We start from the raw sequence: 19,108 nt of genomic DNA on the forward strand, positions 1-19,108 counted from the left end.
GTCGTATTCGCCTCTAGGCCGGGCGAATTGAGGCTCACGATAGGCCCTGCCCGCTGAATGCGGGATGGATTGAAAACGTATGGGTGGTCGTCAGTGCGCGGCGGTCGGCGGCGATTCGTTCGCGAGCGCGAGCCGGTGCCCGCTCACGCTGCTGCCCGCGTTGGGTGCCAGGCGCCTGAAACTCAGCAGCGAGGACAGCGAGATCAGGCCCATCACGAGGAAGGCGATGGTGAAATCGAGGTCGTCGAGCGCGGTGTCGCGGCGCAGCGCCATGCTGATGTTGAGCACCTGCACGCCGATGCCGACGCCGATGCTCAGCGCGAGCTGCTGCGCGGTGCTCGAAAAACTCGTGGCCTGGCTCATGTCGTCCTCGTCGATATCGGCGAAGGCCATGGCGTTGACGCAGGTGAACTGCAGCGAGCGGAAGAAGCCCGTCAGCACGAGGAAGCCGATCATGAGCGCGTAAGGCAGGCTCGGCCGCAGCCAGCCGCAGAGCACCAGCGCGCAACCGCAGATGAGGGTGTTGCGAATCAGCAGATCGCGAAAACCGAAGCGGCGCGTGAGCCTCTGCGCGATGGTCTTCATGAGCAGGCCGCCGACCGCGCTCGCGAAGGTGATCGAGCCCGATTGCAGCGCCGACAGGCCGAAGCCGAGCTGCAGCATCATCGGCAGCAGCACCGAGAACGCACCGACGCCGATGCGGAACAGCGAGCCTCCGGTGACCGAGACGCGAAAGGTCGCGACCCGCATCAGCGAGAGTTTGAGGATCGGCGAGTGCTCGTGCTTCGCATGCCAGGCATACAGCACCAGCAGTGCGATGCCGCCCAGCAGGATCGCCGGCGCGACGCCCGGGGACAGCACGTGCTTGCCCAGATTCTCGAAGCCGAAGATCACGCCGGCCAGGCCCGCGCCGAGGATCATCCATCCGGCCAGATCGAGCGGAGGCTGATGCTCCTCGCGCACTTCGCGAATGTAGCGGCTCACCAGCCACCAGCCGAGCGCGCCGATCGGCACATTGATCAGAAAGATCAGCCGCCACGAAGCGAACGTGACGATGAGCCCGCCGAGCGGCGGACCGAGAATCGGGGCCATCAGCGCCGGAATCGTCAGGTAGGACATCGCGCCGACGAGATTGGCCTTGTCGACCTCGCGCAGCAGCACGAGTCGCCCCACCGGCACCATCATCGCCCCGCCCAGGCCCTGCAGCATGCGTGCGCTGATCAGCTGGCCGATGCTCTGCGAGGCCGCGCAGCCGATCGAGCCGAGCACGAAGATCAGGATCGCATTGCGAAACACGCGCCGGGCACCGTAGCGATCGGCCATCCAGCCCGACAGCGGAATGAAGATCGCCAGGCTCAGCAGGTAGGAGGTGACCGCCATCGACAGATGCAGCGGATCCTCGTTCATCGACCGCGCGATCGCCGGCAAGGCGGTGGCGATGATCGTCGAATCCAGGTTCTCCATGAACAAGGCGCAAGCGACGATCAGCGGCACGAGCATGCCGCGCGCCGGCTGCTGGCGTGATGGCGGAGGGGGCGGGTGATCCATGCGCGCGATTATGAACGCCCAGGCTGAAGGCTCGCTCGATCGCGCTCTTGCGCGAACAACTCCGGCAGGCACTGGGCCGCGGTGCCGCTGAGCACATGGTCGTAATGCGCATCGAGCGGAGTCGGCAGCGGATTGATCTGCACCAGCGTGGCGCCCGCGCGCGCAGCCACGAGCGGCAGCTCAGCGGCCGGATAAACCAGCCCCGAAGTGCCGACGGTGATCCACACATCGCAGGCCGCAGCCGCATCGTGCGCCGGTTGCAGGATCGGCATCGGCAGGCTTTCGCCGAACCAGACCACGCCCGGGCGCACGCGCCCGCCGCAGCTCGCGCAACGCGGAGGCTCGATCCGTCGCCCGCCTTCAGGCTCCTGCGGGATGTCGGCCGGCAGCGCGAATGGAGCCGCGCAGCGCACGCAGCGCGTCGCCTCGAGACTGCCATGCAGATGCAGCACGTTCGTGTTGCCCGCACGCTCGTGCAAGTCGTCAACGTTCTGCGTAATCACGGTCAGCTGCGCCGCACGACGTTCGAGTCCGGCAAGCGCCCGGTGTCCTGCATGCGGCTGTGCGAGGCGCATCTTCATGCGCCGCCATTCGTACCAGCCCCAAACCAGCGAAGGATCACGATGAAAAGCTTCGGGCGTTGCGAGACGCTCGGCATCGAAGCGCTCCCAGAGGCCGGTCAGCGCATCGCGAAACGTCGGCACTCCACTCTCGGCCGACATGCCCGCGCCCGAGAAAACGCAGATGCGGCGAGCCGAGCGCAGGCTCTCGATCAGGCCGAGGGGAATCGGAGCGGCGTCGGCCACTGGCATTTGTCCTGTCATGGTTCGGTCGTCTCGAGTGCGTTCGCATGCTGCGTGAGGCCCGGCGGCCCCGCAAGACGGCCTCGCATTCAGCTTGCGGCGCTAGGCTCGCATCCGGGTGTTCACCCGAACGATCAAGGCAACGCAGATGAGCAAGAAAAAATCGGCCTTCACGCGATTCGCACAAGCCACTGCTTCGTTCACCGGACATCCGGTCTGCTTCGCCTCGGCTGCGGGCATCATCGTGTTCTGGGCCGTTTCGGGTCCGCTGTTTCATTTCAGCGATACCTGGCAGCTCATCATCAATACCGGGACCACGATCGTGACCTTTCTGATGGTGTTCCTGATCCAGAATACGCAGAACCGCGATTCCGAAGCGATGCAGATCAAGCTCGACGACATCATTCGAGCGCTCGACCAGACCAACAAGGCCCTGCTCGATCTCGAAGAACTCGACGAGCAGCAACTCGATCGCATTCGCACGCGCTACCTGAAACTCGCGGAACAGGCACGCGCACAAGGCGAGTCGGCCGAGCATCCGTAAGGAACCAGCGCAGGTTCAGCCGGGAGGGAGCCCAATGACCTGCACTTCGGCACTGACGCAGGAGCACGACATGAGTCAGGAAAACCATCAACGCAAAAAGACCGCACAGGACAAGCCCGCGGTAGACAGCATCGACACCCGCGATCGCGTGGACGAAGCCTCCTACGATTCGTTTCCGGCGAGCGATCCGCCGGGGCATGTCGGAACGCAGGCTCGTCCAGGCAAGCATCGTGGCCCGGGTGAAAAGCCGGAAACGCCGACCAAACGCTGATCCAAAGAGCGCGTCGGCATTCAATCCCGCTGCGTCACCCATCCGATCGCCTGGCCACCAACGCGGCCAGGCTTTGTTGTGCTGTCAGGCCCCGGGCTTGTCGATTGGCGAGCAGCGCATCAACGGATCGCATCGAGACAGTGAATGCTGAAGCGCGACTGTGCATCGATCCACAGATCTCGCCGCCCCCACCCCGCCGACAAAGCCAGTTCCGCGAAATCACCGGGCCGGTACTTGTACGAATTTTCGGTATGAATGGTTTCGCCGTTGGCGAAATCGAAACTTTCTCCACCCACGTGTACGCGCTGCTGCCGCAGGCTTACGAGGTGCATCTCGATGCGGCCCAACGCGTCGTTGTAAACGGCCCGGTGGCGAAATGCATCGAGATCGAAGTCGGCTCCGAATTCACGATTGAGGCGGCGCAGCAAATTGAGATTGAACTGAGCGGTAACGCCGGCCGCATCGTCGTAGGCGGCCTCGAGGATCTCGCGTGGCTTGCGCAGATCCACGCCGACGATGAGTCCGCCGTGCACGCCCGCCATGCGCTTCCACATCGTGAGCAGTTCACGCACGGTATCGGGATCGAAATTCCCGATCGTCGATCCCGGGAGAAACAGCACGCGGCGGCGCCACTGCAGATTGCCGATACGAGGCAGCGCGACCTCCGCAGTGAAATCCCCCACCAGCGGCATGATCGCAAGGTTCGGAAACTCATGTGCGATGCGCCGCTTGCAAGCCTGAAGTGCGGTGGGCGAAATCTCGATCGGCACGTAAGCCGCGGGCTGATCGAGTGCGCCGAGCAGGATCGCGGTCTTCTCGGCAGACCCCGCGCCCGGTTCGATCACGATGCAACGCGTGCCGCAGAACGCGTCCAGCGCATTCGCGTGCTCCTCCAGCATCGCTCGCTCGGTGGCCGGAATGTAGTACTCGGGCTGCTCGCAGATGCGCTCGAACAATTGCGAGCCGATCTCATCGTAGAGCCACTTTGGCGACAGCGCCTTCTGCGGCTTGCCGAGGCCGGCCTGGATCTCGATCAGCGCGGCATTCGCACCAGCGTCCTGCGCCACCGTGTTGGGGTTGCGGGCCATGAATTCTCCTATCGTTGTCCTGTCGGATGCGCTCTGTTTGGTTGCCGCGCGTCCTGCATCAGCTTCGCGCCAGTCGCAGTCCGCTGAATTGCCAGCGCGCGTCGGCGGGGAAGAAATTGCGATAGCTCGGGCGCAAGTGACCGGCCGGCGTCGCCAGCGATCCTCCGCGCAGCACCCATTGGTTGCACATGAACTTGCCGTTGTATTCGCCCACCGCGTCGGCCGATGCAGCGAATCCCGGGTAGGCCAGATAAGGGCTTGCCGTCCAGGTCCAGACTTCGTCGTAGGCCGAAAACGTTTCAGGCCGAAGATCGGCGGGATGCAGCTCGGTGCGAGACGAGAACGCAAGCTGGGGCGCCCCGTCGCGACTCAGTTGCGCTGCGCGCTCCCACTCGAACTCGGTCGGCAGGCGTGCGCCGGCCCAACGCGCATAGGCGTCTGCTTCGAAAAAGCTCAGATGCACCACGGGCCGATTGGGATCGATGGCTTGCTGGCCATGCAGCGTGAATTCGGTTGCCAGGTCTTCGGACCAGTAAAGCGGCCTATCCCAGCCTCGCTGCCGAATGCATGACCAGCCGTCGGCCAGCCACAGACGTGCGTCCCGATAGCCGCCGTCATCGACGAACTGCCGATACTCGTGATTGCTCACGGGCCGACTCGCAAGACTGAAATCGCGCAGCAGCACGCTGTGCGCAGGAGTCTCGTTATCGAAACAGAAGCCCGGATGCGCATGGCCCATGCCGTGGATGCCGCCAGCGAAGTCGCGCCAGTACGTAGACTGCGGTGTGATCTCGCACAAATCCGTCTCGCGATACGCAGGCTTGAGTGGGTTCTGAAAAAACAGATGCTTGATGTCGGTCAGCATGAGCTCCTGATGCTGCTGTTCGTGATGGACCCCGAGTTCGACGATCTTCTCGAGCGCCGCCGACAGGCGATCGTTCTGCAGCGCGTCTTCGAGCGCTTCGTTCACGTGTCGCCTGTAAGCGAGAACCTGATCCAGCGACGGTCTCGTCAACAGGCCGCGGGCATGCCGCTCGAATGGAACCCCGAGGGTCTGATAGTACGAATTGAACAGTTGCGAAAAGCGTTCGTCGAAGACCCGGTAACCCGGACAAGCGGGCGTCAGTACGAATACTTCGAAGAACCAACTCGTATGCGCGAGATGCCATTTGACGGGACTCGCGTCCGGCATGCTTTGGGCACCCGCATCTTCCGCCGACAACGGAGCCGCGATCACTTCGCTGGCTCGCCGTGTCGCGCTGAACACCGTCCACGGACCTTCTGCGAATGCCGGGTCGTCGGTGGCCGATCTTGTCTGCTCGCCGTTCATCTGCGGCACTCCAGCCCCGCAGCCTGCATGACCGGCCACGCTGCATCCTTCGCTTTGCGCGATGAATATCCGCATTGAAGGACATGATCCGCCATGACGCTCTCTCCTCGGCGCTATATCTCGCTTGTACTTGCGGGTCCACGCGCAACAGTCGTGCCGGCGATTTCGATGAGCCGAACGGCGGACCCTGCCAACGCGGTGTCAGCGTAGAGCAAGGTCGTATGACCAGACTTCGACCACGCGTTTGGAAACGCGATTTACGATCGCCATCCGACGTAAAAACTGCAGTTCGTCTGCGACAGATCACTTCAAGACAAGGAGAGTCCCCATGAAAAATCAGCCGTTGTCCGCCACCAGCGATGTCGCCAGCGCTCGCGAGCATCTGGGTCAGGATTTTCAGTCGCTCGTCAGCCATGCCGAAGAACTGCTGCAGGCCACGACAACGCTCTCGGGCGAGACCGTCGATCTCGCGCGGCGGAAACTGACGGACAGTCTGCAGCAGGTCAAAGCGCAGGCCCTTCCGCTTCGCGATGCGGCGATCGAACGCAGCAAGCTCGCAGCGGATGCCGCCATCGTCTACGCACGCGAAAAGCCATGGCAGACCGCCGCTATCGTCGTACTCGCCGCGCTGGCGATCGGCTTCATCAGCAATATCGGCCGCAGCGAAAAATAGCGGTTTGAACTGCAACGGAGGCCCGATATGAGCGGCGATCGTCCCAGCGTCGGCGAACGGCTGCATGTTTTCATCGATGCCGCGCTGCGGCATGGGCGATCGCATCTCGCCTTGTTGCAATACGAGTGGAAGCAGGAGCGCTCGCACATCCTCGAGCTCACCTGGCGCTGGGCCTTGTTCGCCGTCGCCGCACTGACCTTGTATCAGCTGACCGCCGCGTTCGTCGTGCTGGTGTTTTGGTACACGCCCTGGCGTCTGTATGCGGCCGGCGCGATGGTGCTGTTGACGGGTGGCATCACCTATTGGTCATGGGCGATGGTGCAGCGCGTGCTCGCACGCAGCGAGCAGCCTTTTGCTCGCAGCATCGAGCAGTTCGATAAAGATCGCGAAGCGCTCGAGCGCATGACGGGACGGCGCAAGTCCGAGGCGGACGATCCTCCGAAGGTCGAAGGCGAGACATCACTGTCCGATGTTCCGGCTTCCGCCGAGCGGGAGCGTTCGCTGAAGACCCCGGAGACCTTGTCGAGGCTGCACTAGCGAGTATCGCGACATCGTCATGTCCGCGAAAAACTGGCGCACGCCAAGACCCGTACTGGAGATCTGCATGATGGAGAAACACGTCGATCCCACTGCCCCGAGCGAGACCAAGGAGATCGAGAATGGGCACGATCGCATTCATGACCCGAGCCGGTTCGATGCCCGTTTCGATCACGGCCGGGACGAGCTCGCGGCAGCTGCGCAAGCGCTCGGCGGGCCGCTGCGAACGGTCAATCGCGCCGATGCCGCCGTTCGCAAGCTCACGCCCTTGCTGCCATACGCGGTTGCCGCGGTCACCGTGATCGGCATCGCCGGCGCGCTGTTTCGTGGAAAGAAGGTCAAGCCGCTCGTACTGATCGGCGCCGGACTCGATATCTGGCGCCTGTGGCGAGGCTTTCAGGCTTCCTCGTCGAGTCGCGAGTTTCTGGCCTTGCAAGCTACCGCCGCGAGTTCGGCCAACTCCGGCGCGCGTGCATTCAATCCCCCGCAGGATTCATTTCAAGGAGCATCCAAGACATGAATTTATGGACCCTCACCAAGACCACTGCCGCGGTCGTTTCCGTCGGCATCCTGATGACGCCGGTATTGCGCCGGCTCGGTTATCTGCCGCAAGAACCCGCTCCCGCTCCCAAGCGCGTGAGCCGGGCCAAGCGCCCGGAGCCGGTGGCTGAAACTCCGGCCGAGCTGTCGGTTCCCGCAGCCCCGAGCACGAGCGAATCCAGTGCCGGGAGTCGTCGCTCGCATCACTGATTCGGCACGGATACAACGTCGCACCGCTTCAATGAAAAGAGCCGCTTTCAAGCGGCTCTTTTCATTGAAGCGTCTCAAGCTCAGATCACGGTCACGCCGTCGAAGGCCTTGCGCTTGCGGTACAGCGTGGAGCTGTCGATCTTGAGCAGCTTGGCGGCCGCTTCGAGCGAAGTGGTGCCGGCGACGATGGCCTCGATATGCGCGCGCTCGAGCTCTTCGAGGGACACCGGGTCACCTGCGCGCAGCGCCTGTCCGGGAGATGGAGCGGCGCGGCCGAACGGCAGATGCTCGGGCGTGATCGCATCCGATTCGCAGATGATGACCGCGCGCTCGACGGCATTGCGCAACTCGCGCAGATTGCCGGGCCAGGGATGCAGCGACAGCAGCGAAGCCGCTTCCTTGGTGAAGCGACGGGCCGGACGGTCGTAGCGAACCGCGAGCTGAAGCAGGATCTGTTCGGCGAGCGTGAGCACGTCTTCGCGACGTTCGCGCAGGGCCGGCAAGGTCAGGCTTACGACGTTGAGCCGGTAGTAGAGATCTTCGCGGAACTTGCCCTCGGCGACCATGCGCTTGAGATCCTGGTTGGTCGCCGCGATGACACGCACGTTGGCCGTCCGCGTATTCGGATCACCCACCCGCTCGTATTCGCGATCCTGCAGGAAACGCAGCAGCTTGGGCTGCATCGCCATCGGCAGATCACCGATCTCGTCGAGGAACAAGGTGCCGCCCTCGGCGATCTGCACGCGTCCCTGGCGATTGTCGGTGGCGCCCGTGAACGCGCCACGCACGTGCCCGAAGAGTTCGCTCGCGAGCAGGTCGGCCGACAGCGAAGGGCAGCTCACCGTGGCGAAAGCCGCATTGCGACGCGGGCTCATCTCGTGCACGGCGCGCGCGAGCACGGTCTTGCCGGTGCCGCTTTCGCCGAGCACGAGCAGGGTCGCATCGGTGTCGGCGACGCGGCGCGCCATGTCGAGCGTGGCCGACAGCGAAGGATTGGAGGTGCTCAAGTCGATTTCGTTGCGCCGCCCACGCTCGCCTTCGAGCGCGAGCACGCGCTGTTCGAGACGGCGCGCTTCGACCTGCTGCGCCACCGCATGCGAAAGCTGGCTCGGATCGCAGGGCTTGACGAGATAATCGGCCGCGCCGATGCGGATCGCCGACAGCGCGGTGCCGACATCATCGGTGGCGGTGGCCATGATCACGCGCATCCACGGTGCCCATTCGCGCAGCCGGGGCAGCAGCTCCAGGCCCGAATCACCGCCGATGTCGAGGTCGAGTACGCAGACGTCGAACACGTTGCGGCCCAGCGCGGCCTCGGCTTCGGCGGCCGAACGCGCGGTGCTCACACGGTGTCCATCGGCCTCCAGACAGCGGCGGAACAGGCGAAGGATCGATCCATCGTCGTCCACCAGCAGAACATTGGCCCCTGCGGACTCTGCACTCATTGCCCTGATTCTCTCTCTCGGGTTGGGCCGCGGGAGAGCGCGGCGCTTTGTAGGTCATCCCCGCTTTCCTTGCGGTGGGCGGTCCCTCCGCCTCGTCGTTCCATCCGTGTTGGAGATCGCCTGCCGCCTTGCAGCGCGGGAATCGCCATTCCCAGCATTCTGCACGATTCGCCTGTACCGCGGCTGTCACAAGTCCATGCCATCCGTTCGACGAACGACGTGCATTTTGCGGCCGGTGTTTTCGCAACCCGGCGAGGTGCATGGTTTTCCGGCGTGTCCTGTTTCCGAACATGCGAGTTTCAACAATCACTTAGCTGCATGACCGGCGCTGGCACGCTGCATGGATTGCGTCCCGCACGGACTCTCCCCTGGTTACGTTCTGACCCGTGCGTGACCATCCCCCTGGGGGGCGGATTCATTCCGCCCCTTATTTTTTGGCTGCGCTTTTGCTGCGGACTGATTGGCTTCCGCCGTGCTGCCCTGCGGAATCATTCCGCGCCCGATCTTTTCGCCTCGCGTTTCGGCAGCGTGTCCGGCAGTGAGGCGAGCAGCTCCGCAGTGGCTTCGCCGAGTGCGGGCGCCGCGCCGAGCGAGGGCAAGGGATCGGGACCGAAGCGCAAGCCGCTGCCGACCGCGGGCTTGCCTCCTACTTCTTCGATGAGCTTGCGTGCCTGCACCTGCGGATCGGCAAGGACTTCGTCGAGCGCGAGCACCACCGAGGCGCAGGCGTCGATGCCTTCGAGCTGACTGCGCCACTGTGCGCGCGTACGCGATGCGAACAGCTGCGCCAGCGCCTCGCGCAAAGCCGCTCCGCGCAGCGCGGCCAGATCGGGCCGCTGCACGGCCGCGCAGAAGGTGGCGCGAAACTTGGGCTCCAGCGCGCCGAGCGCGACATGGCCTTCATCCGCGCAGGCGTAGACGCGATACCAGGGCTCGGCCCCGGTCAGCGTGTCCTCTCCTCGCGGAGCCACGGCTCCGCGGCGCAGCGCGCTCATCGCAAAGACGTTGAGCGCGAGCGAACCGTCGAGCATCGAAGCGTCGACGAAAGTGCCCTGCCCAGAGGCTCGCGCGCCGATCAGTGCCGCGAGAATGCCGACCGCGCAATGCAGCGCGCCACCGGCCAGATCGGCGATCTGCACATTCGAAAGCGACGGTGCGGCGCCGGCTTCGCCGATCTGGTCGAGCACACCGGCGTAGCCGAGATAGTTGATGTCGTGCCCGGCGCGATCGCGATAAGGCCCGTCCTGTCCATAGCCCGTGAGCGCCGCGTAGACGAGCCGCGGGTTGATCGCCTTGAGCGTGGCGTAGCCGCAGCCGAGCCGGTCCATCACGCCCGGACGAAACGACTCGAGCACCACGTCGGCCGTCGAAACCAGGCGCGCGAAGGCATCGACGTCCTCGGCCTTGCGCAGGTCCAGCGCGATCGAGCGCTTGCCCCGGTTGACGAGCTCGAACATGTCCGCATCGAGCGAGCGCGCGTAGTCGCCACCCTGCGGTTCCTCGACCTTGATGACCTCGGCTCCGAGCTGGGCCAGCATCAGCGAGCAGTAGGGGCCGGGCAACAGCCTCGACACGTCGACGACGCGCACGCCGGCGAGCAAGGGATTGCCCCGCGAATGTCCTGAAGTGTTGCTCACCACGCTCTCCTCGCCCGTTTTTTCGAAGGGTACACTGCGACGATCCGATGAAGACCACCCGGCCCATCCCAGCGACATCCGCAAGGAGCCACGCATGAGGCTCGTCCCGCGCCGCGATGCGCGCCTTGGATCGGGGCTGTCCTGGCTGTTGCTGCTGGCGCTCATCGCGCTGTACTTCGCTGTCGCCGAACACCGTATCGCGCTGGATCCGCTCGACCGTCGCATGCCGGGCTTTTCGCAGATGCTGTCGGCAATGGCCGATGCGGCGTTCACCGCCGACGGCGAAGGTCGTTACCGGCTCTGGCACGACACCGCCGCCAGCCTCGGCAGCCTGGTTCCCGCGCTGGTCATCAGCGCGCTGATCGGGCTCGTGATCGGCATCGCCTGCGGCGCGCAGCCGCTGTTCGCCGCGAGCCTGTCGCCGGCGCTGACGGCGTTCTCGACGATTCCGGCGCTCGCCCTGCTGCCGGTGCTGCTGATCTGGCACCCGGCATCGAACCCGCAGCTACCGCTGCTGGTGCTCGGGCTGACGCCGCTGATCGCTCGCGAGATCCAGCAGCAGACCCGCGCGCTGGGCCGCGAGCAGATCGACCGCGCATTCACACTCGGGGCCAACGGCTGGACCCTGGTGACGCGCGTGATCCTGCCGCAGATGCTGCCGCGACTGCTGGTCGCGCTGCGGATACATCTGGGTGTTGCGTGGCTGCTGCTGATCGCCGGCGAAGCACTGTCGGAATCGCCCGGGCTCGGGCAGCGGCTGTTCGCACTGCGCGCCGAGGCCGCGATGGCGCTGATCCTGCCGTATCTGCTGTGGATCGCCCTGCTCGTCTACGCGGGCGATGGCCTGCTGCGAATCGCGCCGTCGCGGCTGTTTCCGTGGTTCACCCACGGAGCCAGGGCGGCGGCGTGATCGCTGCACGTCGATCACGCCTGAAGTCCCACGCCGCCACCCCGCAACGTCACCCGGCCGTCGTCTGGAACCTCAGGTCGCCCTTGCGACCGGCTGCAGCTTGGCGTGATCGCGCGCGAGGTACAGGTACATCGCCGGCACCACGTAGAGCGTGAACAGCGTGCCGATCGTCATGCCCGAGGCGATCACCAGGCCCATCGAGAAGCGCGCCGCGGCACCGGGGCCGCTGGCCGTCAGCAGCGGCACCATCGCGATCACCAGCGCGGCCGTGGTCATCAGCACCGGACGCAGGCGGATCGACGATGCCTCTTCGATCGCCTCGCGACGCGAATAGCCCTGCTCCTGCAGCTTGTTGGCGAATTCCACGATCAGGATGCCGTGCTTGGAGATCACGCCGATCAGCGTGATCAGGCCGACCTGCGTGTAGATGTTCAGCGTCATGCCCGGGAAGTGCGAAATCTGCATGCCGTTGGTCAGCGCGAGCACGTTGATGCAGACCAGCGCACCGCAGATCGACATCGGCACCGTCACCAGCATGATCAGCGGATCGCGGAACGACTCGAACTGCGCGGCGAGCACGAGGTAGATCATGATCACTGCGAATCCGAACACCGCGAGCAGCGCCGAGCCCTCCTGCTTGAACTGGCGCGAGCCACCCGCGTAGTCGATCTGGAAGTTCGCCGGCATCACCTCCTTGGCGATGCTTTCGAGCAGCGCCAGCGCCTCGCCCTGCGTGATGTCCGGCCGCGGCACCGCGACGATGGTGTTCGAGTTGAGCTGCTGCGCATGCTCGATCGAACGCGGCTGGATGCGATCGCTGATCCTCACGAGCGTGGAGATCGGCACCAGCTCGCCAGTGGCCGCACGCGTGTAATAGCCTTCGAGCTGATCCGGGTTCAGGCGGTTGCCGCGCTGAATCTGCTGGATCACCTTGTATGAGCGGTTCTGGTAGGAGAAGCGGTTGACCTCGCCGCCCGCGAGCAGCGCGGACAGATCGCTGCTGAGCTGGCTCATGTCCACGCCCATCAACGCGGCTTTTTCACGATCGATCTCGACGACGGCCTCGGGCCGGTCGATACGCAGCATCGGCGCCACGTAGAAAAATTTCTTGGCGGCCATCGCGCGTCCGATCACCTCGTCGCCGACGCGCGCGAGCGTCATCGGATCGGCGGTGGACTTGAGCACGAATTCGACCGGGTAACCCTGGCCCGGCGTCGGCAGCGGAGGCGGCACGATGGTGGCGACTCGCGTGCCGGCGATCTGGTTGAACTGAGGTCCGAGCTCCTGCAGCACCGACTGCGTCGATACCGTGCGCTCGGTCCACGGCTTGGTGACCAGGCCCATGAAACCCTGACTGGTGGTCATCGAGAACGTGAAAATGCGGTCCACCTCCGGATGAGCGAGCGCGATCTTCTGCACCGGCTTGAAATACTGCTCCTGATATTCCTCGGTTGCGTAACCGTCGTTCTCGACGATGGCCATCGCGAAGCCCGGATCTTCTTCGGGTGCGAGTTCGGATGGCGTGGCCCTGAACAGGAAGTAACACGAAATGAACACGATGGTGCCGAAGACCAGGATCACGAACTTGGTATCGAGCGCCCCGTGCAGGCGCGCCTTGTAGGCTTGGCGCCAGCTCTCGAACTTGGCATCGAGATAAGCGGCAAGCCGGTTCGACCGCGCCCCCTCGCCGTGCGTGGGCTTGAGCAGCTTGGCGCACATCATCGGCGTCAGCGTGAGCGCGATGACGCCCGAGATCAGCACCGCACCCGCGAGCGTGAACGCGAACTCGGAGAACAGCTTGCCGGTGATGCCGCTCAGGAATCCGATCGGCGCGTAAACCGCGATCAGCGTGATCGTCATCGCGATCACCGGGCCGAGCAGTTCGCGTCCGCCCTTGATCGCCGCATCGAACGGAGCCAGACCTTCTTCGATATGGCGATGCACGTTCTCCATCACGATGATGGCGTCGTCGACCACCATGCCGATCGCGAGCACCATCGCGAGCAGGGTGAGCAGGTTGATGGTGAACCCCATGATCAACATGATGAACAGCGCACCGACCAGCGATAGCGGCACCGTCACTGCGGGAATCAGGGAGTTCCGCATCGAACCGAGGAACAGGAAGATCACCACGATCACGATGACCACCGCTTCGACGAGCGTCTTGATCACCTCGCTGATGGCATCGCGGATGTAGTCGGTGGAGTCGTAGCCGATCACCGCTTCGAGGCCCTTCGGCAATGCGCCGACGATGCCGGGCCACATCTTGTTGACCGCATCGGCGACGTCGAGCACGTTGGCATCGGGCCGGATGTTGATCGCCACGAACAGCGCGGGCGATCCGTTCCAGCCCGCCCCGCCTTCATAGGTCTCCGATCCGAGCACCACGTCGGCGACATCGCCCAGGCGCACGACGGTGTCGCCGTCGGCCTTGACGATCATCTGGCGGAACTCTTCGGGCGTGCGCAGATCGGTCTGTGCGGACAGGCCGATCTTCACGTAATTGCCCTTGGTCTCGCCGACCGCCGACAGCACGTTCTGCGCACGCAGCCGCGCGTAGACCTCGCTGGCGGTGAGGTTGTACGCGGTGAGCCGGTCCGCCTTGAGCCAGACGCGCATTGCGAAGATGCGCTGGCCCTGGATCGACGCCGTCTCGATGCCCGGGATCGACACCAGCTGCGGCTGCACGATGCGTTCGATGTAGTCGGTGATCTGACTTTTGTCGAGCGTCTCCGAGTAGAACGACAGGTACATCGCCGCCGTTCCACCGCCTTCGGCGATCTGGATGATCGGGTCTTCCGAGCCTTGGGGCAGCTGGTTGCGCAGCTTGTTGACCTTGGCCGAAATCTCGGTCATCGCCTCGTTGGGATTCTTGTCGAGGCGCAGGTTGGCGGTGATCGTCGCCAAGCTTTGCTGCGTGCTCGAGGTCAGATAGTCGATGCCCGACGCCGAGGCGATCTCGCGCTCCAGCGGCGTGGTGACGAAGCCTTCGACCAGCGCCGGATCGGCACCCGGATAGGCCACCGAAACCTGGATCTGCGCGTTCTGCAGAAACGGATATTCGCGCACGGTGAGATTGAACGCGGCGCGCAGGCCCAGCAGCAGGATCACCAGGCTGACCACCGTGGCGAGCACGGGACGCTTGATGAAGATGTCGGTGAAATGCATTCGAATACCTATCGGGGCTGCGCTATCGAGTCGCAAAAGAACAAGCCGTGTCCGGGCTGGAATCCCATCGGCGATTCCGAGCCGTGGTCAGCCTTCGGCCGGCTTGGGATCGAGCCTGGGCTGCGGTGCCCCTTCGTTGTTGATGATCACGGGCTGGCCGTTGCGCAGCTTGAGCAGGCCCGAAGTCGCCACCTGCTCGCCCTCCTTGATGCCGTCGACCACCGCGACGAAATCGCCACGCGCTTCGCCGACCTTGATGAAGCGCTGCTCGACGATGAGGTCGGTCGTCGGACCGGCCGGCGCGCCCGGCATTTCCTTCGGCTTGGGCGCGTTCGGATCTTCTTTCTTCTTCAGCACCACGAACACCGAAGTGCCGTAGGAGTCGTAGCTGACCGCAGTGCGTGGCAGAACCAACAGCGAGCGGTTGCCAGGCAGCGTCAGCGTCACGCGGCCGAACTGGCCGGCGCGCAGTTTCAGATCGGGGTTCGGAAGGCGCGCGCGCAGGCCGAAGTTGCGCGTCGCCGAATCGATGCGCGGCTCCACTGCGAGCACCTCGCCGGTGAAGCTCTGGTCCGCGTACGAATCGACGTTGACGGTCACCTTGAAGCCCGGCTGGGCCTGGCCGACGTACTGCTCGGGCAGCGTGAAATCGAGGTCGATCGGATCGAGCGACTGCAGTGTGACGATGGCGGTTCCGGCGCTCAGGTACTGGCCGACGTTGACGCGGCGAATACCCAGCAGTCCATCGAACGGCGCGCGAATCTCCTTCTGCGCGAGCACGCCGGCCTGCGACTGCACCGCCGCCCTGGCCGCATTGGCTTCGGTGGCGGCGGCGTCGTAGTCGGACTTGGAGATCGCTTCGAGCTTGAACAGCTTTTCACGGCGCACGCGATTGAGCTCCGAAAGCTCGGCCTGCGCTTTCAGGCGCTCGTACTCGCCGCGCTCGCGCGCCGAATCGAGCGTGAGCAGCGGCGTGCCTTTCTTGACCTTCTGGCCCGATTCGAAATGGATCGCGGTGACGATGCCGCCCGCTTCGGTGGTGACGTCGGTTCCGTTGACCGGAACAAAGCTGCCGACCGCTTCGAGACGATTGTCCCAGGTCATGGTCTGCACCTTGCCGGCGCCGATGGTGGCCGGCGGGATCGGCATGGCATCGACGAAGTCGTTCATCATTTTGTTGCCGAACCACTTCATGCCGAAGATGGCGCCGAACACGACGCCGCAGCCCACGATGACGATGATCAAACGCTTGGTCATTTCTCAGCTTTCCTTCGTTTGCTGCGTATTTCAGGGCGTCTTTGGAAGCGCCGCTCAGGGCGTCGCCGGCTGCGCGAGCAGGCGATCGATTTCGGAGAAATCGGCCACCGTCAGCCGACCCACGATCTGCTTGAGCTGCAGCAGGCCGAGCAACAGGTTGTAGCGCGCGGTGTTGAGGTCGCGGCGCGACTGCACCACGCGGCTCTGCGCATCGAGCACGTCGGTGATCGTGCGCGTGCCGGCATCGTAGCCGTTGCGCGTGGCGATCTCCGCGGTCTCGGCGGAGGCGAGCGAGCGCTGGTAGGCGTTGACCTCGATGTACGCGGTTTCGACCGTGCGGTACTGCTGGCGCGTGCTGCGCTCGGTCTCGCGCTGGATGCGCACGAGGTCGGCCTCGGCGACGTCGCGCTGCGCGCCGGCCTGGCGCAGGCCGGCCAGCGTCGCGCCACCGGCGTAGAGCGGAATGTTGAGCTCGACGCCGACGCGCGCATCGTCGGTGCGCTGGCCGAAGGCGAAATCGCTGGTGTCGTCGCGGCCGACGCTGCCGACCAGATCGAGCGTCGGATACGCCGAGGCCCGCGCGCTCTGGTAGCGCGTGCGGGCGACGATCGCACTCTGCTCGGCCAGCGCGATGCGCGGGCTGTTGGCGCGCGCGGCGCCCACCCATTCGTCGACGTGCGCCGGCAGCAGGGGCGGAAAGCTCACCTCGGGCGGCAGGGCCGGCAGGCTCGCGTCGCCGTCACCGGTGGTTTCGTCGAGTTCGTCGCGTGCGTTCTGCAGATTGCGCCGAGCGCTCACGAGGTCGGCCTGGGCCAGATCGTGGCGGGCCTGCGCCTCCTTGAGGTCGGTACCCGGAGCCAGCTCCACCTCGTAGCGCTGGCGGGTGTTGTCGAGCGACTGCCCGATGGCGCGCGCCTCGGCCTCGGCCTGGGCGAGCTCGTCCTGGGCGATCAGCACGTTGAAATAGCGCTGGGCCACGCGCAGCTGCAGATCGAGCCGGGCGCTGCGGCGCGCGAGATCGGCCTGCGATTCGAGTGCCTTGGCGCGGTCGCCGATATCGAACCAGTCGAGCCGGAACAGCGGCTGGCGCAGGCTGGCGCTCGCCGACCAGGCCGGATAGCTGTCCTTGAACACGCCGCTGGAAGCCTGCTGTTCTTCGCTGCCCCCGCCCGCATCGCCGCTGCCGGAGCCCAGGTTGCTGAAAGCCGTGCTCTTGGATTCGGTGTGCGCGTAGTTCGCCGCGCCCTGCAGATTGACCTGCGGGCGGATCGAGGCGCGCTCGATGATGCCGGCCTCGCGATCGGCCGCGAACTGGGCCTCGAAGACGGCCCGCGTCGGGTCGTGCCCGTCGGCCGCCATCAGGGCCTCGGTCAGCGACATGGCGGGGGCACAGGCGGTCCAGCCGCCCAGGCAGGCAGCCAGCAGCCAGCGCGAGGCATCAAGCCGGGGCGCAGCAGTCATGAAATACCTCGTTGCGAATTCGATCGATGAGCGCATCCAGCGCCTGCCCGTCCGCCGGGTCCACATAGGGTTTCCATTCGAGTCCGTTCAATAAGGCCTGGATGTGACGGCACATCAGGCGATACGGGTTGTCGACGGCGAAAACATCCATCGCGCCGTCGGCGTGCGCCATATTGTGCATGCCGATCGTCTGGGCCCAGATCGCCGCCGCGACCTCCGCCGGGGTCTGTCCGCGCAGGTTCAGCTCGCCGCCCGCGGCCGCCCCGGCCACCACGCGGACCGTCAGCTCCACGAGTGGAGTCTGGGCTTCGAGCATTCGCTGGCGGCGAGCCGCCGAGGCCGCGCGCCAGACCACCTCGCAAAGCGCGTACTGGATCAGGCCGAAATGCTCGGGTTTGCTGGCCATGAAGATCATGTCCGCTACCGTCATGGCGAAGATGCGCTCGCGCGAATTGCCGTTCCAGGCCACCGCCCGGCGCACCATGTCGGCATGCGAGCTGATTTCGATGTTGGCCAGCTCCAGCACCAGATCTTCTTTCGATTCAAAGTGCTGGTAGAGCGTCCCGACGGCGTACTCGCAGCGCTCGGCGACCCTCGCCATCTGCAGGTTGAGCAGGCCATCCTCGCGGATCAGCTCGCGCGCAGCGTCGATGAACAGCTGTTCGCGCTGTTCGAAATCACGCTGTCGGCGCTCCCTGGTCCCCATCCCTGCCAATAGTTGTTCGTATTCTTTCGGTGAACTTAATTCAAATTTGAATCGTAAATCAAATTTCAGCCTGAAGTTCGAGCCTGGCGAGGTGATCGGCTTGGCAGGTCGGTGACGACTTGCCCACACTGCGGCTTTCCGCCGCCGGAACTCGCACGAGCGTGTCCTTCATCGACTTTCGCAATGTCTGGCTCGAATACGGCGACAGCGTCGTGCTCGAAAAGCTCTCCTTGCGCATCGGGCGCGGCGAATTCTGCGTCGTGGTCGGCGCGCAGGGCTGCGGCAAGTCGAGCCTGTTGCGGCTCTTGCTGGGCCGGATTCCGGCCAGCCGCGGGCGCATTCTGCTCGACGGAGTTGCGCTCGAAAGCAGCCCGGTCAAACGCGGGCTGGTCTACCCGGCCGATACACCCGATGCGCTCTATCCCCACCTGAACCTGCGCGACAACCTGTTGCTGGGCCTGGAACTGCAGCGCTCGCGCTGGTTCGGGCGCCTGTTCGGGGCAAGTCGCGAGCGCCAACACGAAAAAGTCGAGGCCATGGTCGACCTCACCGGACTGCGTGCGCTCATGCACAAGATGCCGGCCCAGCTGTCGCCTGTTTCGTTGCAAAGGCTGGCGATCGCGCAGTCGCTCATCGTTCAGCCGCAGATTCTGCTGCTCGACGACCCGTTTCATCGCTTCGACGTGGGAGCGCGCAAGGACTTGCACGCGATGCTGCTCGACTTGTGGAAACGCACCGGCATCACCGTGCTGATGACCACGCGCGACTTGAGCGAGGGGTTCGCGCTAGGAACCCGCCTGCTTGCCCTCGACAAGCCGAGCTTCGATCCGCGCCAGCCCACGATCTATGGCTCGCGACTGACCTACGACATCCAGCTCAACCGCAGTCGCCGCGCCGCCGTGCCGGACGTGCTGCCGGCCGATCTGGTCGAAAAACTCGTTCGCCGCGCACCGGGCGCCTAGTCGGTCCGCCGAGGCGGC

The 19,108-nt window shown here is 64.8% G+C and carries 18 protein-coding genes; 8 read left to right on the forward strand and 10 right to left on the reverse strand.

The features are described 5' to 3' along the window. Window positions 1-90: 90 nt before the first annotated feature. Both WQQ_RS03620 and WQQ_RS03625 read right to left on the reverse strand, forming a co-directional pair. The gene (locus WQQ_RS03620; protein WP_157534492.1) at window positions 91-1,548 is read right to left on the reverse strand and encodes an MFS transporter; all 1,458 of its coding nucleotides are present in this window, start codon (window positions 1,546-1,548) and stop codon (window positions 91-93) included. Between the two features lie 8 nt (window positions 1,549-1,556). Then, a complete protein-coding gene (locus tag WQQ_RS03625) occupies window positions 1,557-2,360 on the reverse strand; it encodes an SIR2 family NAD-dependent protein deacylase (RefSeq protein WP_050997559.1) in 804 nt (267 codons plus the stop codon). A 139-nt stretch (window positions 2,361-2,499) separates the two neighbouring features. Between WQQ_RS03625 and WQQ_RS03630 the strand changes: the two genes are divergently transcribed. Together WQQ_RS03630 and WQQ_RS03635 are read left to right on the forward strand one after the other, a co-directional pair. Next, a complete protein-coding gene (locus WQQ_RS03630) occupies window positions 2,500-2,895 on the forward strand; it encodes a low affinity iron permease family protein (RefSeq protein WP_040453524.1) in 396 nt (131 codons plus the stop codon). 70 nt (window positions 2,896-2,965) lie between these two features. Next, complete coding sequence (locus tag WQQ_RS03635) at window positions 2,966-3,166, forward strand: hypothetical protein (RefSeq protein ID WP_157534493.1); 201 nt, start codon at window positions 2,966-2,968, stop codon at window positions 3,164-3,166. A 119-nt stretch (window positions 3,167-3,285) separates the two neighbouring features. Here WQQ_RS03635 and egtD read toward each other — a convergent pair whose 3' ends face one another. Together egtD and egtB are read right to left on the reverse strand one after the other, a co-directional pair. Beyond that, a complete protein-coding gene (gene egtD, locus WQQ_RS03640) occupies window positions 3,286-4,254 on the reverse strand; it encodes an L-histidine N(alpha)-methyltransferase (RefSeq protein ID WP_007183704.1) in 969 nt (322 codons plus the stop codon). Window positions 4,255-4,312: 58 nt separating this feature from the next. After that, window positions 4,313-5,584, reverse strand: coding sequence for an ergothioneine biosynthesis protein EgtB (gene egtB / locus WQQ_RS03645; protein ID WP_007183705.1), 1,272 nt, complete (start codon window positions 5,582-5,584; stop codon window positions 4,313-4,315). Between the two features lie 328 nt (window positions 5,585-5,912). Between egtB and WQQ_RS03650 the strand changes: the two genes are divergently transcribed. From WQQ_RS03650 to WQQ_RS03665, 4 genes are all read left to right on the forward strand, one after another. Continuing rightward, window positions 5,913-6,257, forward strand: a complete 345-nt coding sequence (locus WQQ_RS03650) for an ElaB/YgaM/YqjD family protein (protein ID WP_007183706.1) — start codon at window positions 5,913-5,915, stop codon at window positions 6,255-6,257. Window positions 6,258-6,284: 27 nt separating this feature from the next. Continuing rightward, window positions 6,285-6,794, forward strand: coding sequence for a phage holin family protein (locus WQQ_RS03655; protein ID WP_007183707.1), 510 nt, complete (start codon window positions 6,285-6,287; stop codon window positions 6,792-6,794). Window positions 6,795-6,861: 67 nt separating this feature from the next. Beyond that, a complete protein-coding gene (locus tag WQQ_RS03660; protein ID WP_007183708.1) occupies window positions 6,862-7,314 on the forward strand; it encodes a hypothetical protein in 453 nt (150 codons plus the stop codon). Continuing rightward, window positions 7,311-7,544, forward strand: a complete 234-nt coding sequence (locus WQQ_RS03665; RefSeq protein WP_007183709.1) for a hypothetical protein — start codon at window positions 7,311-7,313, stop codon at window positions 7,542-7,544. The genes WQQ_RS03660 and WQQ_RS03665 overlap by 4 nt, the downstream gene beginning before the upstream one ends. 80 nt (window positions 7,545-7,624) lie before the next feature. On the opposite strand, the gene WQQ_RS03670 is transcribed toward WQQ_RS03665, so the two are convergent. After that, window positions 7,625-8,989, reverse strand: coding sequence for a sigma-54-dependent transcriptional regulator (locus WQQ_RS03670; protein ID WP_040452961.1), 1,365 nt, complete (start codon window positions 8,987-8,989; stop codon window positions 7,625-7,627). A gap of 488 nt (window positions 8,990-9,477) precedes the next feature. Next, complete coding sequence (locus tag WQQ_RS03675) at window positions 9,478-10,626, reverse strand: CaiB/BaiF CoA transferase family protein (protein WP_007183711.1); 1,149 nt, start codon at window positions 10,624-10,626, stop codon at window positions 9,478-9,480. Between the two features lie 94 nt (window positions 10,627-10,720). Between WQQ_RS03675 and WQQ_RS03680 the strand changes: the two genes are divergently transcribed. Then, complete coding sequence (locus WQQ_RS03680) at window positions 10,721-11,536, forward strand: ABC transporter permease (protein WP_007183712.1); 816 nt, start codon at window positions 10,721-10,723, stop codon at window positions 11,534-11,536. Window positions 11,537-11,608: 72 nt separating this feature from the next. Here WQQ_RS03680 and WQQ_RS03685 read toward each other — a convergent pair whose 3' ends face one another. The 4 genes from WQQ_RS03685 to WQQ_RS03700 all read right to left on the reverse strand — a co-directional run bounded on the left by WQQ_RS03685 (window position 11,609) and on the right by WQQ_RS03700 (window position 18,257). Continuing rightward, window positions 11,609-14,704, reverse strand: a complete 3,096-nt coding sequence (locus tag WQQ_RS03685; RefSeq protein WP_007183713.1) for an efflux RND transporter permease subunit — start codon at window positions 14,702-14,704, stop codon at window positions 11,609-11,611. Window positions 14,705-14,791: 87 nt separating this feature from the next. Then, window positions 14,792-15,961, reverse strand: a complete 1,170-nt coding sequence (locus tag WQQ_RS03690) for an efflux RND transporter periplasmic adaptor subunit (protein ID WP_007183714.1) — start codon at window positions 15,959-15,961, stop codon at window positions 14,792-14,794. Window positions 15,962-16,015: 54 nt separating this feature from the next. After that, window positions 16,016-17,422, reverse strand: a complete 1,407-nt coding sequence (locus WQQ_RS03695; RefSeq protein ID WP_007183715.1) for a TolC family outer membrane protein — start codon at window positions 17,420-17,422, stop codon at window positions 16,016-16,018. After that, complete coding sequence (locus tag WQQ_RS03700) at window positions 17,400-18,257, reverse strand: TetR/AcrR family transcriptional regulator (protein WP_237715006.1); 858 nt, start codon at window positions 18,255-18,257, stop codon at window positions 17,400-17,402. The genes WQQ_RS03695 and WQQ_RS03700 overlap by 23 nt, the downstream gene beginning before the upstream one ends. Window positions 18,258-18,289: 32 nt before the next feature. Between WQQ_RS03700 and WQQ_RS03705 the strand changes: the two genes are divergently transcribed. Further along, window positions 18,290-19,090, forward strand: coding sequence for an ATP-binding cassette domain-containing protein (locus tag WQQ_RS03705; protein ID WP_007183717.1), 801 nt, complete (start codon window positions 18,290-18,292; stop codon window positions 19,088-19,090). Window positions 19,091-19,108: the final 18 nt, after the last annotated feature.

The organism is Hydrocarboniphaga effusa AP103, from assembly GCF_000271305.1.
Classification (GTDB): Bacteria; Pseudomonadota; Gammaproteobacteria; order Nevskiales; family Nevskiaceae; genus Hydrocarboniphaga; species Hydrocarboniphaga effusa.